Raw genomic sequence first — 26960 nt, forward strand, 5'->3', positions numbered from 1 at the left:
CGGGCGTCACTGTCGTTGATTCGCAGCAGCTTCGGTGTCGGCGAGTCGAGAGGAGTCGGTGCCGAGCAGGGCGACCGCTTCGGCCAGTCCGCCGACGCGCTGCACCTCGGTGGGCAGCAGCACCTCCTGCCAGCCCGGGCCGCCGACGAACACCTGCGCCCCGGCGGCCAGGCCGGCGACCACCGCTGAGGTCAACGCGGTGGATTCTCGTTGTGACCAGAGCAGGACCGAGGTCGGTCCGCTCCGGGCCAGGGCGTCGGCGAGGGCGACGGTCGGCACGTCCGCGCCGAGCATGCGCGCGCCTACGCCCTGCTCCGCCAGGGCGGCGCGCAGCACTTCGAGAGGGAGCGAATGGGTTTCGCCACCCGTGCAGGCCAGCAGGATGGTGTGGTCGTGGCGGGCGTGTGGGGCATGAGTGCGCTGCATGACCGATGTGATGCACCACGACAGCAGGTGTTCGACGTCGATACAGCCCTCGCCGCTGCTCTGGCGCGCGACAACATCGGCGAAGGCGGGTCTGCACAACCCGTCCCAGGTTTCCACGATGCCGACCGCGCGGACGTGCGCCTCGAGCAGTGCGACAACCCGGCCCGAGTCGAGAGCGAAGGCCGCATCGAGCAGCGGCAGGCGATCGCCGGGCAACACAGCGATGCCGCGCACGGTGGCGGCGGCACCGGCCGGGCTCGCGCCGTCACGAATCAGCGCGAGCATGCGTTCGAGCGCGGCGATGTCGGCCTCGGTGTAGAGGCGATGCTTGCCCGGGCGATCCTGTGCGGGACCGATGTCGTAGCGCCGGTTCCAGCTACGCAGAGTGGCAGTCGGAATCCCGAGCCGGTCCGCCACGGCGCGCACCGTGTAACCGGCCGCGTCGGAGACAGGGGCTGAACCGGCGGACATCGCTCCATTCTTGCCGATAACCCGATCATCGCGCTCTACCCGCGTGACTCGGGGCCACCGGGCGTCGATACGGCCGAGGTCATTCGGCTGTCGGTGCAACCTCACCTCCGATCAATGCATCGTTTATGCATCGCTTCTTGGTACGCTATCGCTACCGACAATTTCGAGGAGCCCTTGTGCGTATCGCCCTAACGTCCGCGTTCCGCCGTTCGGCGGCGACCGCCTTCGTCGCCCTTGCGGTCACCGCCGTGTCCTCGGCCACGGCGGCCGCGGCGCCCCCGACTCCCGTTCCCTCCCTCGATCTGGACCGGTACCTCGGCGTCTGGCACCAGCTGGCCGCCGTACCCCAGCCGTTCAACCTCGCGTGCGCGCGCGACACCACCGCCACCTACTCGCTCGACGAGCGAGGCGATGTCGCCGTGCACAACCGCTGCCATACCTGGTCGGGCGGCATCGACGAGATCCGTGGCACCGCCACCGTCACCGACCCCGCCACGAACGCCCAGCTGAACGTCTCCTTCCCCGGCGTACCCGGTCAGGACGGAGAGACCAACTACATTGTCACCGCGCTCGGCCCGGAGTACTCGTGGGCGCTGGTCACTTCGCCGAGCCGCCTGTCCGGTTTCGTCCTGTCCCGCACACCCACCCTCGACGCCGCCGCATGGGACGACATCCACACCGCGATCGAAACGGCAGGCCAGAACACCTGCCTGTACCTGACCACGCCGACCACCGGCGGGCGCGCCGACATCGCCCCGCTGTGCGCCCGATGACCGTTTCGATCGCCCTGTTCACGCGCGACCTGCGCCTGGCCGACAATCCCGTTCTCGACGCCGCCCGCCGGTCCGCCGACACGGTCGTGCCGCTGTTCGTCGTCGACGACGACATCGTGCCCGATCGTTGCCCGCCCAACCGGGCAGCCTTCCTCGCGAGCGCCCTGGCAGAACTCGACGCCGGCTTGCGCGACATCGGCGGGCATCTCGTCGTGCGTCGTGGTCACGTCGCCACCGAGGTCGCGCGGGTGGTCGCGGAAACCGGGGCGGAGTCGGTACACGTCGCCCAGGACGTCAGCGCCTTCGCCACCCGACGTGAGAACGCCCTGCGCGCAGCACTGTCGACCGGTGCTCACCCACGGCGAGCCACGCGCGTGACGACTGCCAGACGTCCGGACTGCACCGTTCACCCGCACTCGGCCGTGATCACCGCCGTCGACCCATCGGCCCTGGCACCAGCCACCGGCCGCGACTACTACGCCGTATTCACCCCGTACTTCCGCCGCTGGTTGGACACCCATCGACGTCGTCCACTGGACAGCCCCCGTGCGCTCGACGTACCCGACATCTCCAGTGCGGCAATACCTTCCGTTCCCGAGCTGTCGCCCGGTAAACCCTCCGCCAACTGCCCGACCGGCGGCGAGATCACGGGCCGCGCACTCCTCAGCAAGTGGCTGGCGGGCCCGATCGACGACTACGCCGACCGCAACGACGACCTCGCCGCCGACGTCACCTCGCACCTGTCGCCATACCTGCACTTCGGCTGCCTGTCCCCGGTCGAGGTCGTGCACCGCACGGACCTGTCCACCGACGGCGGTCATGCCTTCGCTCGACAGCTCGCATGGCGCGACTTCTACCACCAGTTGCTCGCGGCCCGCCCCGACATCGCCGCCGACAGCCTTCGCCCCGGTCCGTTCCCCGTGCGCCGCGACCCTCAGGCCGTCACCGCGTGGAAGGAGGGCCGCACCGGCTACCCGATCATCGATGCGGCGATGCGTCAGCTCGTCACCGACGGCTGGATGCCCGGCCGCGCCCGCCTCATCACCGCGTCGTTCTTCACGAAAACCCTGCGCTTGGACTGGCGGATCGGCGCCGCCCATTTCCTGCACTGGCTCGTCGACGCCGATCTGGCCAACAACCAGCTCAACTGGCAGTGGGCCGCAGGCACCGGAACCGACACACGCCCCAACCGTGTCCTCAATCCCCTCCGCCAGGCCGACCGTCACGACCCCGAGGGCACCTACGTCCGCCGTCACCTCCCCGAACTCGCCCACCTCCCGGGCGGCGCCATCCACCGGCCGTGGCGCGCGGACCTGCCCGGCTCCGACTATCCCGCTCCGCTGGTCGACGTCCCGGGCATGTGACCCCGCGTCCTCTCGGCAACCGTGCGACACGGCGGCCCGACCATCCGTTGGCGTCGTCGGCCCCCGGGCGTAACGTCAGGATCGTGAACGACACGCGCCCCTCCGCGTCCGCCCGATTCGATACGACCCCGATCGTGGTCGAGGATCTCGGACTCATCGACTACCACGCCGCCTGGGAGCTGCAGCGGCAGATCGCCGACGAACGCGCCGCAGGCGAGGGCGCCGACCGGCTGCTCCTGCTGGAGCACCCGTCGGTCTACACCGCGGGCCGCCGCACCGAGGCCGACGATCTGCCCATCGACGGCAGCCCGGTGGTGCAGGTCGACCGTGGCGGCAAGATCACCTGGCACGGGCCGGGGCAGCTCGTCGGCTACCCGATCATCCGGCTGGCCGAGCCGGTCGATGTGGTGCAGTACGTGCGTCGTCTCGAAGAAGCACTGATCGACGTGATCTCGAGTCTCGGCATCACCTGCGGAAGGGTCGAGGGCCGATCGGGAGTGTGGTTGCCCGCCACCGACTACTTCGCCGAACGCAAGATCGCCGCGATCGGGGTGCGCGTGCAACGCGGCGTCGCCCTGCACGGCATCTCGCTCAACTGCAACTCCGCCCTCGACGGTTTCCAGGCCATCGTGCCCTGCGGCATCAAAGACGCGGGTGTCACCACCCTGACCCGCGAGCTGGGTCGCGAGGTCACCGTCGCCGAAATCAAGCCGCTCGTCGCCACCGCGATTGTTGCCGCGCTCGACGGAGAAATTCCCGTCCGCCCGCATGACATCGATCGCACCACCGGCCCCGCGCCCGAGCGGGCCCCGAGCGTAGAGTCGGTCCAGTGAGCTCCGTAGACGCCTCTGCCCCCGCCGGACGCAAGCTGCTGCGCATCGAGGCGCGCAACGCGGAAACGCCGATCGAGCGCAAACCCAAGTGGATTCGCACTCGCGCCACCATGGGCCCCGAGTACAGCGAGCTCAAGGGTCTGGTGAAACGCGAAGGCCTGCATACCGTCTGCGAGGAAGCGGGCTGCCCCAACATCTTCGAATGCTGGGAAGACCGTGAGGCCACCTTCCTCATCGGTGGTGAACAGTGCACCCGCCGCTGCGACTTCTGCCAGATCGACACCGGCAAGCCCGCCGCCCTCGACCGCGACGAACCCCGCCGCGTCGCCGAAAGCGTGCAGGCCATGGGTCTGCGCTACTCCACCATCACCGGTGTGGCCCGCGACGATCTCGACGACGGCGGCGCCTGGCTCTACGCCGAAACCGTGCGCGCCATCAAGGCCCTCAACCCCGGCACCGGCGTGGAGCTGCTCATCCCCGACTTCAACGCCGACCCCGACCAGCTCGCCGAGGTGTTCTCCACCCGCCCCGAGGTGCTGGCCCACAACCTGGAAACGGTGCCGCGCATCTTCAAGCGCATCCGCCCCGCGTTCCGCTACGAGCGTTCCCTCGCGGTGATCACCGCGGCCCGCGAGGCAGGCCTGGTCACCAAGTCCAACCTCATCCTCGGCATGGGCGAGACCCCCGAAGAGGTCACCGAAGCGATGCGCGACCTGCACGAAGCGGGTTGCGACATCCTCACCATCACCCAGTACCTTCGCCCGTCGCCGCGCCACCACCCCGTGGACCGCTGGGTGAAGCCCGAGGAATTCGTCGAACACTCCAAGGTCGCCGAACAACTCGGCTTCGCAGGCGTCATGGCAGGCCCCCTCGTCCGCTCCTCCTACCGAGCCGGCCGCCTCTACGCCCAGGCCATGACCCACCACGGCCGCGAAATCCCCGAAGCCATGGCCCACCTGGCCCAGGAAGGCACCGCCTCCCAGGAAGCCAGCTCGGTCCTGGCCCGCTACGGCAGCTGACCTAGACTAAGGGTCCCCTCATCCCCCGGAAGGACCCATGTCGAAGTTCGAGAACGTCTCCGTCAGCAAGAAGGCCAATGTCTACTTCGACGGCAAATGTGTCAGCTACAGCCTCGAGCTGCCCGACGGCACCTCGAAGTCGGTGGGTGTCATCCAGCCGTCCAGCCTGACCTTCACCACCAGCGCCCCGGAGATCATGGAGCTGGTCGCGGGCGAGGCGAAGGTGACCTTGGCCGGTGACTCCACCCCGATCACCTACCGCGCGGGCGAGTCGTTCAAGGTCCCCGGCGACAGCTCGTTCGACATCGAGGTCGTCGACACCATGCACTACATCTGCCACTACGGCTGATCCCCCGGGGTGCCGTCACCACCGACGGCACCCCATCAGTTGTAGTCGAAATACCACCCGGGCCCGCGCTCGTAGTTGCCCTCGTGGCAACCGCGCAGAACTCTCGCCGAGGCGCCCAGCGATCCGATGTCAGAAGCTCTTGTGCGGCACACCGACGGTGAGTCCGCCGTCGACCACGAACTCCGCCCCCGTCGAATACGAGGACTCGTCGGAGGCCAGGTAGGCGACCAGTGCCGACACCTCGTCGGGCTGGGCCGCGCGAGCCAGCGGAATCTGCAGGAAGTCGGCCGGGATTCCCTCGGTCATCGGGGTGCTGATGAGTCCGGGATGGACCGAGTTGACGCGGATCCCCTGCGACGCCAGTTCCAGTGCCGCCGACTTGGTGAGCCCACGCACCGCGAACTTCGTCGCCGTGTACCCGTGTAGCCCCGGGCTTCCCCGCATTCCCTCCACCGAGGAGATGTTGACGATCGACCCACCGCTGGTCATGGCGGGGACCGCCGCCTGCATCCCGAGGAAGGTGCCGGTGAGGTTGATGTCGATGATGCGCTGCCATTCCTCGAGCGCGAAGTCGACGAGCAGGTTGCCGTTGACGATCCCGGCGTTGTTCACCAGCACGTGCAGCCCGCCGAACTCCTCGACCGCCGTGCGCACCACCGCCTGCCACTGCTCGGGCTCGCGGACATCGAGGTGCTGATACCGCACCCCGAGTTCGCTTGCGAGAGCGGCACCTTCGTCGTCGAGCACGTCGCCGATCACCACCGACGCGCCCTCGTCGACGAATCGGCGCGCGTGCGCGGCACCCATGCCCCGCGCACCGCCGCTGATCACCGCGACCTTGCCTGTCAACCGTCCCATGCCACGAATCCTTCTGCCGGCCCCTGCCGTTTACACCGTACGAGCGCAGGGGCGATTCGGGGCTATTTCACGAGGAACTCGTCCTTGTACAGCCGGTTCGGCCGGGGCGCCGTCGCTTCGCTGAGCTCGACCTGGTAGTCGCTCTGGCGCACCGTCTTCGGCCGATAGCTGCCGCCGAAGGTCACCATCACCGACCCGCCGACCCCGTTCACGCCTCGCTCGGCGGTCGCTTCACGGCCCGCGTTGAACACCGTCGCCACATCGCGTCCGTCGTTGCCGACCGCGATGGTCCCGTCGTGAAAGAACTGTACGAACGTCCCGTTGTCTGCCGCCACGGTCGCGGCGACCGTGTGTCCGAGTTCGGGCGTCAGGGCGAATTCGGCATCGCAGGTCTGGCGCCGGTCTCCCGGTCCCGGTACGTCGAGTGTGCGCCCGATCCCGAGCAGAACCGTCTCGCCCAGCGCGTTGTGCCGTTCGCGGCCCATTTCGGACCAGAGATGAGTGGTCGACCAGACCTTCACACGCCCGTCGTCGAAAAGCGACACCCGGTCGTCGGTGCCGTTGCTGAACAAGAATTTCGCGCTGTTGGGGGCCATCTATCGATCATGGTCGATTCAGCACGCCCCTGTCGCCCGGTTCGGCCGATACGGCACGATTCCACGGCGATGGAAATCCGCGAAATCGCTGGTAGCAACCGATTTCAGCAGGAAATATTCGTCGCACCCGAAGATTCGAACGAGATGTGCACGTGGTCATAGTGATTCTGGGTCGGGCTGCCACGGTCTTCCATGAACGACCAACCGCCACCGTCGTTGTAGCGCTGCTTCCAGATCACATAGGTGACGCCGAAGCGCTCTTTGTTGGCCAGCACGAATTCGGCGATCGCGTCGCCGACGCCGCCGCTGGTCATCACGTCGAGCGCGAGCCCGGCACCGTGGTCACCGTCGTAGCGGCCGTGTGCCCCGCCGATATCGCTGATGCCGAACATCTTCTGCAGCAGGTGGCTCACCTGCGCCACGTGCGGCCGCACGCCCTTCCACTCGGTGTCACACGGCGTGGTGGCATGCATCAGCGACAGCGTCGCCGACTCGTCGAGGGCGGAAACCGGCGCCGGCTCGGGTTCCACGAACGCGGCCGCGGCGGCGATCGGATCGGGGTCGACTGTCGAGGTGGTCTGCGGTTCGACCGCGGCAGCCTCCTGGACCGCAGGCCCCGGCCGGATCGTCATCCACAGCATGGCCGGGACTGTCGCAGCGACACTCCACACGGCAAGCTGAGCGCGCCCACGCGGCGGCGCCGGTTTGCGATGTTGACCACGCACGATGTCGATCACCAGCTACTCGTAGAGGACAAGGTCACCGCTACATTACGAAATGGTCGCGGAAATGTCACGCCGACTGCGTCGGACGACGGAATCAGCATCCCCCACGCGGCCCGAAGTCGCAATACCGTCACATCACGGCCGCGAGATCTACACGATCAATCCACCGGCCCGTGACCGACTCCCCGAGAAGTTCATCCGACAGCCGCACTGTCACTGCGAACCGAACTCGCCTCGCGCGCACCGCCCCGACGGAGCAGGACAAGTCCTGCGGCCACACCGAGGACGACGCCCGCGATACCGGCATAGATCTGCGTTCCGGAGCCGATCGCGTCCTCTACAGCTCCCAGCAGCGCATGGTCCGCGAGCCCTCCGGCAAACGCCGCACCGTCATGGATCCCCGAATTCAGCTCGCGCGCCACCGATTCGGGCGCATCCACCAGGTGCGCACGCAGGTAGTGGCGGTAGGCGACCACGCTCGCCACACCGGCCGCCGCGATCCCCAGGGCGGTGCCGAGTTCGCCGCCGACCTCCTGGGCCGAAGCCGCCGACCCGGTCTTCTCAGTGGGAGCACTGGCGATGATCAGGTCGCTGATCAGCGCCCCGGCCGTCCCCTGACCGAAGCCCACCAGCGCGATCGCCGCGACAAGGGCAGGGAGGGGAAGTCCCGAACCCACCACCGAGGCAAAGGCGAGTGCTCCGAGAGCGGCGAGGGTGATTCCACCACCGACCACCGTCGTAGGTCGGCGACGAGCGGCAACGGCGGGAGCGAGCATCGCGCCGACGATGTTGGCCACGATATAGGGCATCGTCGACACTCCGGCTCGCAGCGGCGACATTCCGGCGACCAACATCAAGTACTGCGTGAACAGATAGAACAGGCCCGTCACGCTGATGCCCATCAGAACCAGAGCCACCAGCGACACCCGTACCCGACGGTTGTCGAGCAGTTCCAGATCGAACAGTGGCTCGGGTATCCGGCGCTGCCGCCGAACGAACAACGCCGACATACCGAGCCCCGCTCCGACGACGAGAAGCTGCGGCCACACCTGGCCGCCGTCGCCCGAATGTCCCGCCGCGAGCTCCTGCAGCCCGTAGACGATGGCGAGCATCCCCGCCACCGACAGGACCACACTGAGCGGGTCGACCCGGGCGCGATTACGTTCCGCGCGTTCGGGCAGCAGCCGTGGGCCGCCGAGCAGCAGCACTACCAGCGGAGGCACATTGATCAGGAAGACCGAACCCCACCAGAAGAATTCCAGGAGCACTCCGCCGAGGACCGGTCCGACAGCTCCGCCGACGGTGAACGCGCTGAACGCGATGGCGATCGCCATGCGTCGTTGGGTGTCGTCACGAAACATGGTGCGCAGCAGCGAGAACAGCGCGGGCATCAGGGTCGCGCCCGCGATCCCGAGTGCGGCCCTCGCGGCGATCAACATCTCGGCGGAGGTGGCGAGACCGGCCACGACGGAGAGCACCGCGAAGGCCGAGGCCCCGATCAGGAGCAAGCGACGCGGACCGATCCGATCGCTGAGTCGTCCTGCGGTGACCAGGAATCCGGCGATCAGGAAGCCGTAGACGTGGGTGACCCAGATGATCTGTGAGGCGCTGGGTCGCAGGTCCGCGTCGATCGCGGGGAGAGCGAAGAACAGCACCGTGAGGTCGGTCGCCAGCGCGAGCATCGGTAACAGGAGCAGTCCGAGTCCGAGCCACTCGCGGATCGTCGCCTTCTGCGCCGCCATCACAACCCCCAGTTTCGTTACATGGTGTCACGAAAAAGGCTATCAGGAATAGTTACGCTACGTCACGTAACGAATGCCTATCATTAGGTCCATGAAGCAGCCCACGAGCAGCAGGCCGGGTGGTCGGCCGCGCGATGCCCGCATCGCCACCGACGTCACCGAAGCGACGCTGCGTCTGCTGGCGGACGGTGGGTACTTCGCGGTCAATGTCGGCGAGGTCGCCCGCGCGGCACAGACCTCACGTCCCGCGATCTACCGGCGGTGGTCCGGTCGTCCCGAACTCGTGCTCGCGGCGATCGAAAGCCGCCTCGACACGCCCGGTCCACCCGACACCGGGTGCACCCTCTGCGATATCGCCGAGAGCCTCACCATCTTCCTCGCGGCCTACCGCACCATCAGTCCAGAAGTGTTCGGCGCCTTGTACTCCGAATGCGTCGCCGATCCCGCATTGCACCAGCGCTACCTCGAGGCGGTGATCGAGCCGTCTCGCAAGGCCGTGCGCGCGATGCTCCGCAGCGCGGTCGACCGCGGCGATCTGCGCGACGACGTCGACATCAAAGGAATGCTCGACATCATCGCCGCCTTCGTCCACTACCGCGCCTTGTTCGGCAACCATCTCGAGGACGCCGACGCCGAGCGCGTCATCGAGACCGTCATGCGCGGGGCTGCCGTCGACTACGAGGCCCTGCTGGCCCACAGCCGAGCCATCGACGGTGATCATGTCGACCAGACCGGTACCCACCATGTTCACCTCGAGAGGCCCACTTAGAACGCCACTCCACCCGGGCGCCGAACCACTCGAGGTTGTTCCGCTGCCAGGCTCCGGCTCGCGCGTGCGGAAGCAGCGTCGCTGCCGTAGTCCGCCTACGCCAATCGCACTCTGCCCGAATAGTTTTCGTGTCGCCCCCAAGCGCATCGTCAGGTCGGCCCAGTATCGTCACCCGCACCGACATCCGTACCGCATCGAATGGAGACGGCCCGTGCCGGACGCCCTGCACCAGCTCACGACCACGCTCGGCACCCCACCCCCGCCCGAGTTCGCCACCCTCACGCCCGACGAGCTCGCCACCCTGAACACCTATGTCCAGGCCGCCCTCGACCAGCGCAAAGCCGCCCTCGACGACGCACTCGACTCCGGCATGCGCCTCATCCCCCGCCTGGCCCGCCCCGCCGTGAAGAAGGTGCTCGGACTATGACCGCGTCCCACCACACCGCCGCCGAGATCGCCCGCCTGTCCGCCGCACTCGACCGCCCCGCCGCCGATCTCGAGTTCCTCGCCGCGCTCCCCCCGTCTGCCCTGCGCGCCTTCCGCGAACAGATCAGTGACCAGGTCTCGGCCCGCGAGGCCCGTCGCATGCAAAAGACGGCCGCCGCAGCCAAATTGGTGCCGCCGACCCTCGCCGCCAAGATCACCGAAGCCGCGTTCGGCCCGGTCCTCGCCGCCGCCATCGCCGGTTCCGTCGACCCGGCCCGCGCCGTCGCCATCGCCAGCGCCCTGTCGCCCACATTCCTCGCCGACGTCGCCGTCACGCTCGACCCCCGCCGCGCCGCCGAGGTGATCGCCGAGATCCCCGACCGCATGGCCGCCGACGTCGCCCGCGAATTGCTCAGCCGCCGTGACTATCTCACCATGGGCCGCCTGGCCACCTCGGTCCCCGACGACGTCCTGCGCGTAGCCCTGCCCCACGCCGCCGACATCGATCTCCTGCACGTCGGCTACTACCTCGAAGACCCCAGCGCCGCCGACCGCCTCCTGTCGCTCATCACCGACCGCCTCCCCGAACTCATCCACGCCACCAACGCCGAGGGCCACTGGCCCGAGGCCATCGCCCTGCTCGACACCCTCGGCCCCACCCAACGCTCGCAACTTGCTGACGAAGTCGCCGCCCAGGACGTCGAAATCCTCGACGGCCTCCTCACCGCCGTCACGGCCCTGGATGCCTGGGACACCCTGCTCCCCGTCGCCGCGGGAATGAAAACCGCCGGGCTGCGACGACTGGCCACCCGGCCACTGATGCAGGACCCCACCGTCCTCACGAAGATCGCCGACCTGGCCCTCACCCACAACCTCTGGCTAGACCTCCTCCCCCTCGCCGAACACCTCGCCCCCACGCAACTCCAGCCCGTCGCCGCCCGAATCTCCACCGAACCCGACGACGTCCTCACCACCCTCATCGAACAGGCCCGGGACCACTGGGAAACCCTCTTCCCAGTAGCCCTCGCCCTCGACCCCGAGGCCCGCCAACGCTTCGCCTCGCTCCCTGTCGTGCATCAGCCCGACACCCTCACCACCGCGGTCGCGACCGCCGCCACCCACAACCTGTGGCCCGAAGCCCTTCCGCTGCTCGACATCCTCCCCGAATCCACCCACGACACTCTCGCTTCGGCGATCAGCGACCTTCCCGACGACAGCTTTGTCGCCGCGATGGCCGCCGCCCCGGCCGCCGACTGCACCACAACCGTGGTGAAGATCGCCCTGCGCCAAGACGTCGCGTCCCGCTCACGGTCCCTCACCCTCCTCGACGAGTTCGGTGACATCGAGGCCCTCGTGGCCACGTTCACCCCGACGGACTTGTCGATATGGAAAGGCTTGTGCGAGATACGAACCGAGCTTCCGGAACGGTTGCGGCAGCTGCTCACGGTGCAGGCGAAAGAATGCGGGCAGAACGAGTTCGCCGACCTGCTGTCGGGCGGGCAATAGACCCGCCGAATATGCTGGACGAGTCCGAGCTGCCACCAGTGCGCCGGTCAGGAGGGGTTTCGTGGGGGACACGGAAACAGCAGTGAGCACGGGGCCGTCCCCGTCGTTGCCGACTCTTACGCGCGACCTAGGACGCTCGGCACGGTACAAGGCGCTGGCGGGTGCCGTCGGTGCCGGACTCCTGACCGGCGGAACTGCTCTCGGCCTCTTCAGCCGATTCGGCACGGCGCCGGTCGCGGTGAGAGACACGTACGCGCAAGCCGGTCACGTCGCGGGAGCCGCCGCCGTGGCCGGCGGACTGGTACTGGCCATCGCTGTCGCGGCATGGTTCGCCGGCCGCTCACGACAGGCCGACTTGTGGAGCACTCATCACCGATGGGAACTCGGCGCCACAGCAACCGTCGTGCTGGTACTCGGCTTCCTCGGCACGATGTCCTGGAACGAGCATCTACCGAGCAGCTACACCACCCTGCGAACCGAGATGCCGTATTTCGAGCAACTCACCACCTCGGTCGGCGCGCTCGCACTGGTCGCGATCGGGTCGATCCTGGTGCTGCCGCTCGCTTTTCACATGGGTGTAGCAAGAACACTTCGCCGGGGCACCTCGACGGCGGCCGTGGCGATGGGGCTGGCGATCGCCGCTGTGGTGAGCGTGGTCGCCGTGCGCGCAGGCGACGACAGGCTCAACGTCGACCACAGCACCGCCGCCCCCACCCCGGTGCCGGCGGCAGCCGACAGATTCGGCACCGAAGCATTTCGACTGCAACTTCCGCCACTGAACAACCGCCCCGAGGCGACCGGACGCGAAGTCATCCCAGCGGGCACCGGTTTCCTCGTCATCGGCGTCGACGGCCTCCGCGCCTTCGACGGCGCAACCGGCGAACCACGCTGGCACTACCTGCGCAGGCCCCAATCCGGTACCCGCACACTGATATACGACCGCGGATCGGCCATCACGGCCGCCGACGGTGCCATCGTCACGACCCGCTGGACGGGTCGAAGCGGCACCCGCCGCATCACTTTCGACGCCGTCACGGGCCAGATCCTGTGGACCTCGGACGACCACACGGATTTCACCTCGGACGACCCCGACAGCCCAGCGCGCCTCCTCGAGGCCCCCGCGTCGGACACCCTGATCGTGGAAACCGACACCGCTGTCAAGGGATACGACGCCCGCACCGCGGCCCGCCGATGGGTGACACCCGTCGCCGAATCCGGTTGCCGCTCCACCGATGTCGGTACCCGCGTCACCGCCGATGCCGTCTATCGCGTGCTCCGCTGCGGCGGCTCGACATGGCGCGTTATCGCGATCGACACCGCAACGGGAGGTGTGATCGGCCACCGCGACTACCCAGCCTCGCCCTCGAACAAGCCCACATTGACGCTGCTACAGAACATGACGCTCATCGACTTCTGGACTCCCGACAACCCCGCATACATGCTCGTCGAAAAACCGGACCAGCTCGCCACCACCCCACTCCGGACCTCGGGTTCACCCTTCGCCGCAGCCGCCGACGGATCGGACCTTCTCGTCGGGCTCTTCGACCCGGCGACCCGCCAGAGCCATGTCGACCTGACCACCTACGACGGCACCTCACGCACCCGAGTCGCCGAGATGTCGCCGAGTGACCCGAACAGCGGTGCTGTCCATGTCCTCGCCGAGGAGATCATCGCGCTGGAATACAACACCGCACTGCGGCTTTCGCGCTGGCCCCTCCGAAATCCGACTTCCCCCAACGCCGTCCCCATCGAGGCCACCTGCCGCCCCAAAGCGACTCAGCCGACACTTCTCCCTGTCCCCGCATCGATCCTGGTCGTTTGCCAGAACAACGAGGAAATCGGCGACGCCACCCTCGACATCATCGGCTACCGCTGAACCCTCACCCACCGGTCGGGAGCGCCTCTCCAGCCTCACTCTCTGGCCGATGGACGAGTCAACGCCTTTGTGCCCCAGCAAATATCGCCTGGCAATCCAACCACCCACAGCTAAAATCGGTCATCCAGGAGTCATTCTCCGGGGGATACACCGAAGTAGGGGTAGGGAATGAAAACCACGCTCATCGTCGCCATCGCAGCACTGTCCGCCATCACACTCACCGGCTGCTCGTCGGATGCCGACGTGGTCTCGGAAAACCTGTCCAAGGAATCCGACCAGTTCAAGATCAACCGCCGCGTGGTCTTCTTCAACGGAATCACCGACAAGTACCTGCTGTCGGTAGAGGGCAAGTGCTCCATCAAGGACGAGAACAACCAACTCGAGGTCACCTGCAAAACCGGCGACGACGAATACAAGAAGCACTTCCTCGGCCTGTCCGACAACGTCAGCTACTTCGTAGAACAGCTCGAGCCCGCCGAAGTCGACCGCTACCACTACAAGGTCATCTTCAAGCCCGAGGTCATCCTCCCCGACGTCGACCGCCCCTGACCCAGTGACCATCACCAACGGCAGACGGCCGATCTTCCCGTCGAGATCGGCAGTCTGCCGCAGTATCTCCTCCCCCGCCTAGCTTGTCGGACCGAAGCGTCTATGAAGTCATGGCGCTGTCAACAACTGCAGGAACTCGGCGTTGATAAACACTCTGTCACGCCCGATCTTCACGTCCCGCAGCATCCCAGCGCCGGCCAGCCCACTCAGCCAGCCGGTGGCCGTGGGACGCGATACATCGCACCTTTCCATCACCGTCGCGATCCGGCAGTACGGCTGCTCGAACAGGACAGCCTGAAACTCGGAATGTGATCCCCCCTTGCACACCGTCCGAGCCCGCTGTGCGAAATCTTCCTGCAGCAAACGGATTTTATTGATCTTGGCAACAGTGGCTTCGGAAGTCTGCGCCACTCCCGCCAGGACATACAGTAACCACGACTCCCATGCCGACTCGGCGGTCACCGCTCGCAGCCGACGGTAGTACTGGTGCTTGGTGTCGATGATGTAGCGCGACAGGTACAGCACCGGCAGACGTAGCAAACCGGCTTCCACGAGCATCAGCACGTTGAGAATGCGACCAGTCCGCCCGTTACCGTCCGCGAACGGGTGGATCGCCTCGAACTGATAGTGGGCGGCGGCCATCACGATCAACGGGTCGACACCATCCTCCGAATGGACGAAGCGTTCCCACTCCGCGAGCTTGCCCGCGATGACATCCGGGCCTTCCGGCGGGCTGTACACAACCTCGTTTGTCGTGGGGTTCCCGATCCGCGTGCCAGATAGGTCCCGCAACCGCATCTGGCGACCTTTGATCGTGCTGCACACCTCGATCGCGGTCGACGTGGTAAGACCCCGCTCGACTGTGTGCTCATAGCCGATCCGCAACGCATGCCGATATCTCAGGGTCTCCCTCGTTGCCGCATCCGCATGGGCGTCATCGTCCACATGCCGGAACAGCGCGTCCGTCGTAGTGACGATGTTCTCGATCGCCGAGCTGGCCTGAGCTTCCAGCAACGGAATCGTGTTGATCAACACCGTAGGGTTGGGCATCGCGAGCGCAGCCTGATCCAACTGGGCAAGCGCCCTGTTCGCCCAGATCGCAGCCTTGAGCACGTCGCGCGTCTCGAGCTGCTCGCCGGACGGAACAGGCGGAAGATCGTTGTAGGGGATCTCGGGCTGCCACTTGTTCACTGTCTAAACATGCCACATCAGCACAGGGATATGTAAAGTTTTCTCTGATTTTTTTACACATCATAACAAGATGTGAAGTTTCTTTACATGCGCAGGACCTACCGGGCGAACGGTGGCATGTGTGGGTCTTCCGCCCGTGCCAGCGTCCCTACTCACGTAGTTTGCCCATCCTCCACTGCCCAGTCTTCGCAGGTCAGAAGGGTGTCAATCGCCGGAGTTCCGAGAGCGATGAATCGCTCGATTCGTTCCCCTGAAGCAGGCAAGTAGGGTCGATACTCCGCGACCGCGAAGACATAGGTCCACGCTTGCAAGCGGCTCGGCGTCAGTAGTGGATGGTGAGCGAGATCATCGAGTCGCTCGGAGATCGTGCGCGGCCCGTCCTGAATTGCCACCCACAACGCGGCTTCAGCGTTCACATCTCCGACTGCCCCCAACGGGTCGATCGTGTACCAGAGGTCAGGGCCTTGCAAGATGTTCTTGGCCTGCAAATCGGCATGGAGCACATGCCGGCGCCCCGTGGTACTCAACAACTTTTCGAGCACGCGCTGCGCTGACGCAAGGTGCCGTTTGCCGTCGATACGTTCGATCGAGGCCGCGAACTTCGGATCATCGAATCGTTCTCTCGCCCAACCCATTCGCATCTCCGCGATGTCGGCGATGTCCTTCAGCACCGGCGGCTCCGGCAGGTCGGGAGCATTGAGCCTGCTGAGCAGCGTGGCAAACTTGTCCGATTCGGCCGGATCAGCACCTGGCCAAGCGACTGCGCCCGGGATGATCCGGGTCATCAAGAAGACCCCGGTCTCGGTGTCGTGCTGCAGAACGGTGGGTGCGGCACTGCCGACGGCCCACCGCTCGATCATCCGCGTCTCGGTGTTGCCGGCCTCCAGATCGACGGGAATCTTGAGCACGGCGGCACGACCGGTCTCGACTTCTGTACAGAAGACACAGCACGACATCGCGCCGTTTTCGGCGATGGTGTGCAGCTCGAGTCCCCACCGCGCCGCGTAGTCACCGAGCTGGTCGGGCAACGCACCGAGCCAGGCACGTCCGTCCTCCTCTCCGCGCAGGAAGATGATCGCCGCTTCCAGCCGTTCGGGGATTGTCGGGACGTTCATCGAGACAGCACCTCCTTGATTCGGTGGGTGACACGGTCGACGTCGTTCTCGTCGTTGTAGATATGCGTCGCCAAACGCAGCAGGCATTCTCCCTGCGCGCCTTGCCCGACCCACGCCCGGACCTCATCGCCCAGCAGCGAGTTCTTCACCTCGGCTGGGTCGGCTCCGTCCAGAACGAAAGCACGCAGCCGTGGCGGCTGAAATTCTCGTGACGCCGTGCATCGGGCGCCGACCCCGGCCAGCGAATTCTCCGCTGAGTCGGCCAATGTCCGGCACTGCTCGAGCAGGCCCTCCGTTCGCCATTCGCGCCACTGCTCGAAGGCGGTGTCGACGCAGAGGCGTGGAACGGGATCGAATGTGCCAGGCCAGGAGAACCGTTCGACGAGGTTCGCGGAATCCCATGTCAGCGACACCTCGGCCGGCCGGATGAGAGCATCGAATTCTGGCGTGAGCCAAAGGAAACCAACCGGCCTGAGGGTCGGATACCACTTGTGCAGGGTGCCGAAGACCGCCGAGGCCTTCCAATGGTCTGGCTCCAATGGAATGTGTCCGGGGCAGTGTGCCGCATCCACGATGAGGCGGCCACCACGCTGCACCACCCAATCACCGAGTTCCGCGACCGGCAGATGTATCGCGGTCGAGGAAGTGATCGCGCTGACCTGCAGGTAGTCGACCCGCTCAGGGGTGCGTGCATCGAGTGCCGACAATAGATCAGCAGCGGATTCGAACGGCACCGGCACCGGCACCGGCACGAAAGCTGCCCCGGCTTTCGAACAGGCGATCTCCCAGGCACGGCGTATCGACGAGTACTCGACATCGAGGACGACTACCGTACTGTTCGCAGACAGCGGAACCGAATCGATGATCGCAGCAGCGCCCGACGTTGCATTGGTGCACAGCGTCATTCGTTCTTCGGCCAATCCCTCGGCCCGAGCCACCTTCGTGGTCTGCGCCAGGAGCCGATCGGTCAACTCGGACCCCAAGTACACAGTCGGGTCGGATTCGATCCGACGCCGAAGACGTTCTCCCTGTTCGATCACGCGCAAGGAGCTGAGCCCGTACGAGGCGTGATTGAACTGCGTAAGCCTGGCAGCCAGTGGGAACTCCGCTGCCACAGCGGGTTTCATTGCAGTCCCGCGCGCAGTTGAGCCAAGCTCGGAACGTCGAACCGGAAGATGGCGTCGGCGGCACGTGCGTCGTCGTCGGACACCCCGAACTCGCTGATCGCATAGTGCACGGGATCCCAGATCGCCGGCCGCACCCGAAGTCCATCCACCAAACGGCGCAGCAGTTCTCGTGATTCCACCATCAGAAAGTCTTCATCGGCCGCCCTGCACAACTCGTCGAGAAAGCCGGCCGCCGCCCCTGAACCGTGCAGCCACTCGATCTCGGACAGCTGACATGCCAATGTCGTCGACACACGCCCCGCCGCAGACACCTGGCTGAGATCTGTGAACACCGCAAAAGCGTTCGCGGCATTGGGAAATTCACCCAGCAGCCCCAGCACACGGCTGAGGTCGCGGACGTGTGGCGGGTTCTCGCTGGCAACCCCGGACGTCTGCGACATCTCGCGCAACTGAGCGAGTAGCTGAGCGGACCGCTCGAGTTCCATGCACGCCATCGTCTTCTTGCTGAGCCAGTGCACCGCCTCGTATTCGGCGTAGGGGTGATCGGCAGCAACCGCGACGTCGATCGCCTTCTGCAACCATTGTTCGGCTTCCATGGGCTGATACGCGGTCAGATGCGCCAGCCCTCGATGGCCGAATGCCCGCGACTGCACTTCGGGATCCGCGGACATCACCGCTACCTGGTCGCAGAGCTCGATGCATCGTGCACTGTCCTGAACCGGACCGCACAGCGCGACCTCGGCATAGAGATTCAACGTCTCCGCGAGCAACTCGCTGGGTTCCGGGTACGCGGCAGCCAACTGGTCGAGCACGTCGACGGCCTGTGTCCAGCGGCAGGTCATTCGGAGATTGCGCGCCCACAGCAGGCGCACGTGTGCCAAGGTCGACGGATCGACTGTCGTGGATTCGGTGAGGCCGAGAGCCGCTACGCAGGCATCGACCCCTGCCAAGTGGTCACCACCGGCGGACAAACATTCGGCGAGCAAGGCGTGGGCACCGAAGCTCGGCGTGTGCTCGACCGCGATTCGGGCGAGGTCACGCGCCTTGGAGACGGCTCCGAGCGTGAACTGCCGTCGAGCCGCCTGCAACGCCAACGACCCGGCCTTCGCGCGGTTGCGCGCTTCGACGGCGACGGCTGTCGCACGCACCCACATCTCGTCGTCCCAGTCTTGCTCGGCTTCGAGAATCTGCAGCAGTTTGGCGTGGTGGCGCCGCCACCGAGGTCCATTCGCCACGCCACGCTCACGCAGCACCTGCGCGAACAGCGGATGATGAATCCGGTACCGGTCGTATTCGTTTCGCACTTCCGCCGGACGGACCAGATCGTGCTCGTCGAACAGCACGTGCAACCGCTCGAATACATCGTCCACATCGAGCCGGGCCAGTTCGGCAAGGTAGTCGACTTCGAAGTTGTAGCCGATCAACGCTGCCGTCTCGAGCAACCGCTGATCCTCGGCAGTGAGGTAGGAAAGGCGGTCCTCGATAACCGCTGTAATCTGTCGCGGCGGTTGATGCCCGCTACGGTGATCCACGCGCGCCAACGACTCCGCGAACAATGGATTACCCGCACTCATCCGGACGATCCTCGACACCGCGTGTGGCGCGATCCGCGGACCTGCCACTGTTCGCCGGACCAGTTCCTCGGTGTCCTCGGGAGACAAACGCGGCAAGTCGATGACCTGGGTATCGGGCAGATATCGGCACAAGCGAAAGACTGTGCGTTGCAGGGGATGTGTCTCGTCGGTCGATTTCAATTGATCGGAGCGATACGCCAGGACGAGGACGAGCGGACCCTTGACTCTCAGCGCGATTGTCGTCAAAAGGTCGATCGTGGCCGTATCCGCCCAATGGAGGTCGTCGAGGACCATCAGCAGCGGAGCATCCGTGACGATGTCCTCGATGAGCAGCAGGAGTTGGTCGAGACGGCTGTCCATCTCTGTGCGCTCACCGCCACTGCTCGCCGCATAGGACTGCCCCGTTCGCACGCCCGCGGCAAGCACCTGTCCGACCACCGGTACCGACTCGATCCAGTCGGGTGCATTCTCTTTGAAGGACTGGGTGATTCGTTGCCAGCGGGTGGGCGATCCGGATCGCTGCGCCGAGGACGCCATCGACCTCAGGCACTCACGCACCGCCTGGAACGAGTCCGAGGCCAGTGAATTCAGCATTGCCTGGCCGTAGCCCGTGAGCAGGTGTGCGCCCTGGTGTCGGACCGCCGCTTCGTGCGCGAAGCGGGTCAGCAGACTCGTCTTCCCCACCCCAGCCTCACCGCGCAGGACGATGACGCTCAGCTGACGTTCTTCTACCGACCGATCGACGGTATTCAGCAACGTCGCGAGCTCATCGATTCTGTCCACCAACGGTGCCGGTGCAGCTGTCCCCGCCAAAGCGTTCCCCTCGCTTCTGTGCCTTTGCGCAGCGCACAAGGCTGTTACCTGAATCATAAGCCGCTGCATGGCCTCGATCGACGCTGTCGGGCAATCGATCCCGAGCAACCGGGACAATAGTTACTGGAAAATACTGGACATCACTGGAACTTCCACTTACCCTCGGCCCCATGTCAGAAGCTGCGGAGCTGCTGGAAGCCCGCATCAACGAACTGCGCGCAGCCGTCAGACGCGCCGTCTCCGCCGGCGACCGCCTGGCTGCCCGCCAGTTGCGCAATGAGCTGCGCGCGGTCGAAACCGAGTGGGACGAAGCAGTTCTCGGACCCGGCGAAACACCGACCCCGGATCCGAATGTTCCGGTACGCGAGCATGTTCACCGCGCACTCACCCTGCTCGGCGCACCGTCGGCGCCGAAATTGGTGATGCAGGTCCACACCGCCTTCTTCTCCGGCGACCTGGCCCCCGCACGGCTGACGAGCTTGCGCCGCGACGAGGAACGCTCCTTCCGCGCCGCACCTTTCGCGCGCCCGTACTACATCTGCGCAGCACTCACCACCGACCTCCTCGCTCCGGCACGCGGACTCCTCGCCCTGAGCAGCTGGACACTCCCCCAACGCATGATCGGACCCCTGAGCCCCCGAGTGAACCTGCTGACCTCAGCGATCCGACTGGCCGACCACGTCAGAGGCCAGCCGGACATTTCACCGGACGGCATCCGCTTGATGTGGCGCCTGGCGAACTCCATCCCCGGCGTAACAGGCACCCCCGATTCCATCGATGCCGAGGACGTGAAGACCGCCGCACAACGCGAGCTCGCGGTCCACGAAGAAGACGACGCATTCCAGCGGCAACATGCCGCGACCAGGGCGGCACAGCAGCTCGATCAACCCGCCCAACTGTTCGGCACCCGGCTGAGCCTGGCCGCCACACGAAAAGAGATGGGATGAAAGAACTTTCGGCCCGCCTGCAGGAGCTGCGCGGCGGAGCCCCCTCGATCCGTCACAACGCCCGGACCATCGCCGCGCTCACCGCGAACCCCGGCTGCGCCCGCCGCGCGCTGCTCGACGCCGCCGCTGTCGACAAGGCTGTTGTCGCACGGGAACTCGGCTACCCGCCGCAGTACGGCCAGTCGTCGTTCGCGATTACGCGCGGCAACGCCTTCGAGTCGATGGTCAAGGCGAACGGTTGCGCCGATCTGCTCGCGCTCCTGCGCGACGTCCTCGGCCTGACCATTCCCGAAGTGGCCTATCACAACCTCGACGCGGTCGGCGAGAACGTCGGAAACGCGGTGCGGTATCAGCGCACCCGCCAACTACTCGGGCAGGCGCTCGACACCGGTGAAGGCACGCTGTTCGACCATCCGATGCTGCGTCTGGACATCGCCGGCGCGCTCGCGTACCTCGAGCCGGATCTGGTCGCCCTCCAGATCGAGGGCAAGTTCCACATCGTCGAGATCAAGTCGTTCCCCATGATCGACGGCCAGGCCGACCCCGCACAGGTCGCGGCCGCGGCGCGTCAGTCCGCGGTGTACGTGATCGCGTTGCGGCGCCTGCTCGAGGAGTTGGGCGCAGACCCCGAAAAGCTCGTCTCCCACAACGCGATCCTGGTGTGCACGAAGGATTTCTCGAACCGTCCCACCGCGACGTTCGTCGACCTGCGCAATCAACTGTCCGTCGTCTCGCGCCAGTTGTCCCGGCTGACGTCGATCGAGTCTCTCGTCGAACTGGTCCCGCCCGGAGCGACTTTCGAACCCGGCCCGCAACTGGACGACGTGATCTCCGCGATCCCCGCCCGCTTCGCCCCCGAGTGCATCTCCACGTGCGAACTCGGTTTCCTCTGCCGCTCCGAAGCCCGTGCCTGCGGTTCCGTCGACTCGCTCGGTCGCGGCGTCCGCGACGAACTCGGCGGGTTGCACAATATCGACGACGTCCTCACTCTGGCCCGTGGTTCGCGCACTCCCACGGAGGACCAGGTCGACATCGCCGAATTGCTCCGTACCGCACACCGTCTGCGTCAGGAGATCGCGTGAGTGTGCTGTCCGCACTGGCGAAAGTAGAGGCGGTCGACGCCGGCCGCGCCGTGCCGACCGCGACCGTCCGCCACTGTCACCTCGCCGAGCAGCCCCTCGTCCTCATCCCCCTGCATCTCGCGGGCGAGGCGGCGGCACCGCTGGCAGTGCTGGTCGGCGCCAACCATGACGAGGCGAGGCTTCTCATCGTCCCGCAGCCCCGCGACCGCGTCCTGCGCCTGCGCTTCGCCGAGGAACTGGCGGCGATCCTGCTCCCCCACATCGACCGCCACGCCGACGACACCGAACCGGTCGTGATCGACAAGAAGACCAACGAGACCATCGACCGCTGTGTCGACGCCCCGCAGATCTGGGTGCCCAACCAAGCCGCCGTCACCTTCTTGAAGCTCCTCGGACGTTCCCTGCGCTTCCGCCGCACCGAAGGCGATGACGCCGTTTCCCCCGCCATCCCGCTCGTCGGCCGATGGCTCACCTGGTACTGCGACCGCGCCGAACATCCTGGTTCGACCGCGCTCGCACCCCTCACGTCACACCTGTCCACGCACTGGACCACCGGGCAATCCGCTCTCGAGGACGCCAACCTCACCGCTCTCCTCGGCTGGATCGCACCGCCCGACAACCTGACCGGTCCCGAAGCCGCGGCCCGCGCCGAGGACCCGACCATCTGCCCGCCGGCCGGTCCGGCCACCGATCCCGGCTTCGACAATGTCGTCCTCGCCCCACTCATCAACGCCTACGACACAGCCGCCGACGACATCGCCCGCACCCGCGCCGTCCAGCGCCTCGAACAGGCGCTCCGAACCCAGCTGGAACCGACGTGGGAGCTGATGTGGCAAGGCCTTTCGCTCTTGCGCGCGCTCCCCGAGGGATCCAGTGTGGCTGCCCGCTGGGCCGAGGATGTGCGCTCCTTCTCCTACTTCACCGAGATCGTCGAAACCCAGGCCCAGTCCCGGCGCGATTCTCCTACCTCCGCCGTCCGGCGACTGCTCGCCCGTGAACAGGCGCTCGAACGACTCACCGCCGCAATGGCCTACGACGATCCCTACGTCATGCTGGAGCGCCGACTGGCAGGCGAAGCTTGTCTCGCCACCGTCATCGACTCCGAGCCCACCCGAACCACGCTGAGCGACAAGGGCAAAAGCGTGCTGCGCCCCTTGCTGCGCGTGACAACGACAGACCCCTTCACACCTGTTGCCGGCGAATCACTGCACAACGCCGCCGTCAAGAACCAGCAAGCCAAGGTTCTCGAGGTCGACGACGACGTGATCGTGCTCGAACTCAGCGGCGGAATGGGCCGCAGCGCAAAAGCTCCCGCCGAAGGCACGGTGAACGTCGAAGGTGACCGCATCGTCCTGGCCCGCTTCGGCCCCAACGGCAACTTCCGAGCCGCCACCCTCCCACCCCCGGAGGAAACTCCCTGGACCCACGGCGGCCCACCGGAAACCGATGAGGAGAACTGATGTCCGCCGCACACGCCGCTGATACCACCGTCAGCAATATCCTCACCGACCTAGCCGACACCTCCCACAAGGCGATCGTCGTCGACTCACCTCCCGGCGCGGGCAAATCCACCCTCGTCGTGAAGGCCGCCGGTCAGCTCGCCCAAGACGGCACCCAGCGCATGATCGTCGCCCAAACCAACGAACAGGTCGACGACCTCATCGCCCGCCTGGCCGCCGCCCACCCCGACCTCCCCATCGGCCGCCTCTCAGCCCAGGACTACCGCCCCAGCGACCGCATCGACCTCCCGAACGTCCGCGCCGCCGCCAAAGTCGACGACCTCGCCGACCGCACCATCCTCATCGGCACCGCCGCCAAATGGGCCACCCTCACCGAGGGCACCTGGGAACACGCCATCGTCGACGAGGCCTACCAGATGCGCTCCGAAATGCTCCTCCGCATCGCAGGCCGCTTCGACCGCGGCCTCTTCGTCGGCGACCCCGGCCAACTCGACCCCTTCGCCACCGTCGAATCCGACCGCTGGGCAGGCCTGGACTGGGACCCCACCCGCAGCGCCGTCCCCGTCATGCTCGCCAACAACCGCGACCGCCACATCCCCATCCACCGCCTCCCCGTCTCCTGGCGCCTCCCCACCACCGCCGCCGACGTCATCTCCGCCGCCTTCTACCCCTTCACCCCCTTCACCGCAGGCACCGCCCCCGGCACCCGCCAACTCTCCTACGTCACCCACGGCCTGCGCACTCCGCTGGACCGCTGCCTCGACGAAGCAGCCGACCACGGCTGGGCCCTCTACGAACTCCCCGCCCGCAACACCCTGCGCACCGACCGAGAAGCGGTGTCCGCCATCGCTTCTCTGGCCGTCCGCATCCTCGAACGAGGCGCCACCGCCACCTCCGAACAGGGCATCCACCCCGTCACCGCCAACCGCCTGGCCATCGGCACCGCCCACCGCGACCAAGCCGAAGCCATCCGCCTGGCCCTGCGCGGCACCCTCGCTGAGACGGTCACCGTCGACACCGCCAACCGCCTCCAGGGCCGCGAATACGACATCACCATCGTCCTCCACCCCCTGTCAGGCCGCCGCGACGCCAGCTCCTTCCACCTCGAAGCCGGGCGGTTGTGCGTCCTGACCTCCCGCCACCGCCACGCCTGCATCGTGGTCGCCCGAACCGGCATCGCCGAACTCCTCGACGCCTACCCGTCCACGGAGCCCGTCCACCTGGGTGTGCCGGTCAAATTCCCCGACGGCTGGGAAGCCAACCAGTCCATCCTCAGCCACCTCGAACGCCATCGAATTCGACTGTAGGACAACGACACATGGACATTTCGACCGCGATCGCCGCCTACGACACCAGCCAGGCCGCCGACCGAGTTGCCAAGGCCGAGCAGCAGCGAAAGCTGGTCCTTGTCGAATTCCCGTTGGCGGACTGGCCGACCCTCCCTGTGGAGCGCTACGCCCTGGGCTGCGGTCCGGGCACGTACTGCCGTCTGATGGAGTTCGACACAGTCGACCTCGGTGGTATCGGTGGCGGTAGCGCGGGCAAACACATCATTTTCCGACGCAGTTCGGGTGAATGGAAGCTCGCTCCGCAACTCGGCTCGGACCTCGAGGCTGGATGGCGACGTTTGCGGGAACAGTTCGTCGCGGCGTTCGACGCGGCCGAACGTGAAGCCTTCGACGAACTCGACGACCTGGATGCTCTGCGATCCGGCCAGTCGCTGGTGACGAAGTCGTTGGCAACCTATTTTCCCCAGCACTTCCTCCCCGTGTTCTCGGGCTCCCATTTGCGTAGCTTCATCGAACGTCTCGGCGGAACCCCGGAACGCGGTGCTACGTCCTGGCGGGCGAACCGTCAGCTTCTTGCACTCGTGAAACAGCATCAGGAGCTGTCCGACTGGGCACCTCACGCTGTAATGCAGTTCCTGTACGACAATTTCGATCCGCGGGAACGTCGCCGTGCGATCTGGAAGATCGCGCCGGGCGAGCAGGCGAAGCATTGGCAGGATTGCGTAGACGGCAAATACATTTGCGTCGGTTGGGACGAACTCGGCGACCTCACGCAATACACCAGCGACGCCGATCTCAAGGAGGCATTCGCGGAATTGTTGCCGAGCGCCGCGGTGAGCAGTGCGAAGAATCTGCTCGCCTATCGCGATCTCGAGCCTGGTGATCGAATCGTCGCCAACCGCGGTCTGTCGACCGTGCTGGCGATTGGAACCGTCACCGGCGGTTACTATTTCGACGACTCACGGGACGAGTGCAAACACGTCGTCCCCGTCGACTGGGATACCAGTTTCGCGCAGCGCCTGGAAACACCGCAGGGTTGGCGACGTACCCTTGTCAAGGTCAAGGACAGCCTGTTCGCCGAAATCACCAAGAATCGGACGGACACTCCCACGCAGGCCTCCTCTGTTGAAACTGAACTGCCGGAATCCATCTCGGAGATCACGGCAGCCCTGGATCGCAAAGGACAGGTGATCCTGCACGGCCCGCCCGGCACCGGCAAAACCCGCCGCGCGCTCGACGTGGCGCTCGCGATCCACGGTCGCACAGCCGACATCGACAGCTCTACCCGCAATGCGGCCGTCAACGAGTTGCTCCGCACCGGACGCGTTCGACTGGTCACCTTCCACCCTTCCTACGGTTACGAGGATTTCGTGGAAGGCTTCAAACCGGCACACCATCCCGGCACCGCGGGCCTGCATCTGGAACTCACCGACGGACTGTTCCACAAGCTGTGCGCCGACGCCGCGAAAGCCGACGAGGCCGACAATTTCTTGCTCATCATCGACGAGATCAATCGCGGCGACCTGCCCCGTATATTCGGCGAACTGATCACCGCCCTGGAAACCGACAAGCGTGGCCTCTCCATTGATCTGCCGATCAGCCAGCGCACTTTCGCCGTTCCGCCCAATGTCCGGATCATCGGCACCATGAATACCGCCGATCGCAGTGTCGGCCATCTCGACGCCGCGATTCGGCGCCGCTTCGCATTCGTCCTTGTCGGACCGGACCCGGACGTTGTCTCCGGCACCATAGGACCACTCGACCTGTCCGAATTCCTCTCATCCCTCAACGACCGCATATCTACCCATCTCGACGCGGACCATCAGATCGGTCACGCCTATCTGCTCCACAACGGTCTCCCGGTCTCGACCGAGGAAGAAATCGCCGCCGCCTATTACCACGACATAGTTCCGTTGCTCGAGGACTACTGCATGGGGCGTACCGAACTGCTGCACCGAATCCTCGGCACCCTCGTCGACCCCGATACGGGCCGCCCCGCGGTATTCACCGTAACGGACTTGCCGATCGCCCTGGCTGCCGAATTCACCTCTGATGGCAGCGGTCTCGATGATTGAACGGG

General features: G+C 66.1%; 24 protein-coding genes. 15 read left to right on the plus strand and 9 right to left on the minus strand.

Going from position 1 to position 26960, the window contains the following annotated elements:
• Positions 1 to 6: 6 nt before the first annotated feature.
• A complete protein-coding gene (locus NI2_RS26515; protein ID WP_084476837.1) occupies positions 7 to 897 on the minus strand; it encodes a MerR family transcriptional regulator in 891 nt (296 codons plus the stop codon).
• Between the two features lie 176 nt (positions 898 to 1073).
• Between NI2_RS26515 and NI2_RS26520 the strand changes: the two genes are divergently transcribed.
• The 5 genes from NI2_RS26520 to ppnP all read left to right on the plus strand — a co-directional run bounded on the left by NI2_RS26520 (position 1074) and on the right by ppnP (position 5235).
• Positions 1074 to 1670 (plus strand): lipocalin family protein, encoded by a 597-nt coding sequence (locus tag NI2_RS26520; protein ID WP_067496057.1) that lies wholly within the window; start codon positions 1074 to 1076, stop codon positions 1668 to 1670.
• Entirely contained in the window at positions 1667 to 3034 is a 1368-nt protein-coding gene (locus tag NI2_RS26525; RefSeq protein WP_067496170.1) for a cryptochrome/photolyase family protein, read from the plus strand. Before NI2_RS26520 ends, NI2_RS26525 begins: the two co-directional genes overlap by 4 nt.
• An 83-nt stretch (positions 3035 to 3117) precedes the next feature.
• Positions 3118 to 3867, plus strand: coding sequence for a lipoyl(octanoyl) transferase LipB (gene lipB, locus NI2_RS26530; RefSeq protein WP_067496173.1), 750 nt, complete (start codon positions 3118 to 3120; stop codon positions 3865 to 3867).
• Complete coding sequence (gene lipA / locus NI2_RS26535) at positions 3864 to 4886, plus strand: lipoyl synthase (protein ID WP_067496062.1); 1023 nt, start codon at positions 3864 to 3866, stop codon at positions 4884 to 4886. The genes lipB and lipA overlap by 4 nt, the downstream gene beginning before the upstream one ends.
• 37 nt (positions 4887 to 4923) lie before the next feature.
• Positions 4924 to 5235, plus strand: coding sequence for a pyrimidine/purine nucleoside phosphorylase (ppnP, locus tag NI2_RS26540; protein ID WP_067496065.1), 312 nt, complete (start codon positions 4924 to 4926; stop codon positions 5233 to 5235).
• A 129-nt stretch (positions 5236 to 5364) separates the two neighbouring features.
• On the opposite strand, the gene NI2_RS26545 is transcribed toward ppnP, so the two are convergent.
• The 4 genes from NI2_RS26545 to NI2_RS26560 form a co-directional block, all read right to left on the minus strand.
• Complete coding sequence (locus NI2_RS26545; protein ID WP_067496068.1) at positions 5365 to 6093, minus strand: SDR family oxidoreductase; 729 nt, start codon at positions 6091 to 6093, stop codon at positions 5365 to 5367.
• Between the two features lie 62 nt (positions 6094 to 6155).
• Positions 6156 to 6689: a hypothetical protein gene (locus NI2_RS26550; protein WP_067496071.1), complete on the minus strand. Its 534-nt coding sequence runs from the start codon at positions 6687 to 6689 to the stop codon at positions 6156 to 6158.
• 104 nt (positions 6690 to 6793) lie between these two features.
• Complete coding sequence (locus NI2_RS26555; protein WP_084457481.1) at positions 6794 to 7330, minus strand: VldE C-terminal domain-containing protein; 537 nt, start codon at positions 7328 to 7330, stop codon at positions 6794 to 6796.
• 278 nt (positions 7331 to 7608) lie between these two features.
• Entirely contained in the window at positions 7609 to 9156 is a 1548-nt protein-coding gene (locus NI2_RS26560; RefSeq protein ID WP_067496076.1) for an MFS transporter, read from the minus strand.
• 91 nt (positions 9157 to 9247) lie between these two features.
• Between NI2_RS26560 and NI2_RS26565 the strand changes: the two genes are divergently transcribed.
• The 5 genes from NI2_RS26565 (at position 9248) to NI2_RS26585 (ending at position 14282) form a co-directional block, all read left to right on the plus strand.
• Positions 9248 to 9925 carry a TetR/AcrR family transcriptional regulator gene (locus NI2_RS26565; RefSeq protein ID WP_067496078.1) on the plus strand — a complete coding sequence of 226 codons (678 nt, stop codon included), beginning with the start codon at positions 9248 to 9250 and terminating at the stop codon, positions 9923 to 9925.
• A gap of 211 nt (positions 9926 to 10136) precedes the next feature.
• Entirely contained in the window at positions 10137 to 10352 is a 216-nt protein-coding gene (locus NI2_RS26570; RefSeq protein WP_067496080.1) for a hypothetical protein, read from the plus strand.
• A complete protein-coding gene (locus NI2_RS26575) occupies positions 10349 to 11857 on the plus strand; it encodes a serine/threonine-protein kinase (RefSeq protein WP_067496083.1) in 1509 nt (502 codons plus the stop codon). The genes NI2_RS26570 and NI2_RS26575 overlap by 4 nt, the downstream gene beginning before the upstream one ends.
• Before the next feature lie 82 nt (positions 11858 to 11939).
• Positions 11940 to 13733 carry a PQQ-binding-like beta-propeller repeat protein gene (locus tag NI2_RS26580; protein ID WP_133734231.1) on the plus strand — a complete coding sequence of 598 codons (1794 nt, stop codon included), beginning with the start codon at positions 11940 to 11942 and terminating at the stop codon, positions 13731 to 13733.
• A gap of 168 nt (positions 13734 to 13901) precedes the next feature.
• Positions 13902 to 14282 (plus strand): beta-sandwich lipoprotein, encoded by a 381-nt coding sequence (locus NI2_RS26585; RefSeq protein ID WP_067496090.1) that lies wholly within the window; start codon positions 13902 to 13904, stop codon positions 14280 to 14282.
• Positions 14283 to 14390: 108 nt separating this feature from the next.
• On the opposite strand, the gene NI2_RS26590 is transcribed toward NI2_RS26585, so the two are convergent.
• The 4 genes from NI2_RS26590 to NI2_RS26605 form a co-directional block, all read right to left on the minus strand.
• The gene (locus tag NI2_RS26590; protein ID WP_067496093.1) at positions 14391 to 15473 is read right to left on the minus strand and encodes a Fic family protein; all 1083 of its coding nucleotides are present in this window, start codon (positions 15471 to 15473) and stop codon (positions 14391 to 14393) included.
• Between the two features lie 152 nt (positions 15474 to 15625).
• Positions 15626 to 16588 carry an aminoglycoside phosphotransferase family protein gene (locus NI2_RS26595; RefSeq protein WP_067496096.1) on the minus strand — a complete coding sequence of 321 codons (963 nt, stop codon included), beginning with the start codon at positions 16586 to 16588 and terminating at the stop codon, positions 15626 to 15628.
• The gene (locus NI2_RS26600) at positions 16585 to 17703 is read right to left on the minus strand and encodes an aminotransferase class V-fold PLP-dependent enzyme (RefSeq protein WP_166655826.1); all 1119 of its coding nucleotides are present in this window, start codon (positions 17701 to 17703) and stop codon (positions 16585 to 16587) included. The genes NI2_RS26595 and NI2_RS26600 overlap by 4 nt, the downstream gene beginning before the upstream one ends.
• A gap of 8 nt (positions 17704 to 17711) precedes the next feature.
• Positions 17712 to 20210: an ATP-binding protein gene (locus tag NI2_RS26605; RefSeq protein WP_133734230.1), complete on the minus strand. Its 2499-nt coding sequence runs from the start codon at positions 20208 to 20210 to the stop codon at positions 17712 to 17714.
• 62 nt (positions 20211 to 20272) lie between these two features.
• On the opposite strand from NI2_RS26605, the gene NI2_RS26610 reads away from it, so the two are divergent.
• Genes NI2_RS26610 through NI2_RS26630 form a run of 5 tightly spaced genes read left to right on the plus strand, consistent with a single transcriptional unit; the run spans position 20273 to position 26955 of the window.
• Positions 20273 to 21049: a hypothetical protein gene (locus tag NI2_RS26610; protein WP_067496105.1), complete on the plus strand. Its 777-nt coding sequence runs from the start codon at positions 20273 to 20275 to the stop codon at positions 21047 to 21049.
• Positions 21046 to 22131, plus strand: coding sequence for a hypothetical protein (locus tag NI2_RS26615; protein WP_067496108.1), 1086 nt, complete (start codon positions 21046 to 21048; stop codon positions 22129 to 22131). The genes NI2_RS26610 and NI2_RS26615 overlap by 4 nt, the downstream gene beginning before the upstream one ends.
• Positions 22128 to 23591, plus strand: coding sequence for a hypothetical protein (locus NI2_RS26620; protein ID WP_067496111.1), 1464 nt, complete (start codon positions 22128 to 22130; stop codon positions 23589 to 23591). Before NI2_RS26615 ends, NI2_RS26620 begins: the two co-directional genes overlap by 4 nt.
• Positions 23591 to 24898 (plus strand): AAA domain-containing protein, encoded by a 1308-nt coding sequence (locus NI2_RS26625; protein WP_067496114.1) that lies wholly within the window; start codon positions 23591 to 23593, stop codon positions 24896 to 24898. The genes NI2_RS26620 and NI2_RS26625 overlap by 1 nt, the downstream gene beginning before the upstream one ends.
• 11 nt (positions 24899 to 24909) lie before the next feature.
• Positions 24910 to 26955, plus strand: coding sequence for a DUF8426 domain-containing protein (locus tag NI2_RS26630; protein WP_067496117.1), 2046 nt, complete (start codon positions 24910 to 24912; stop codon positions 26953 to 26955).
• Positions 26956 to 26960 lie beyond the last annotated feature (5 nt).

Source organism: Nocardia ignorata NBRC 108230, assembly GCF_001612905.1.
Taxonomy (GTDB): Bacteria; Actinomycetota; Actinomycetes; order Mycobacteriales; family Mycobacteriaceae; genus Nocardia; species Nocardia ignorata.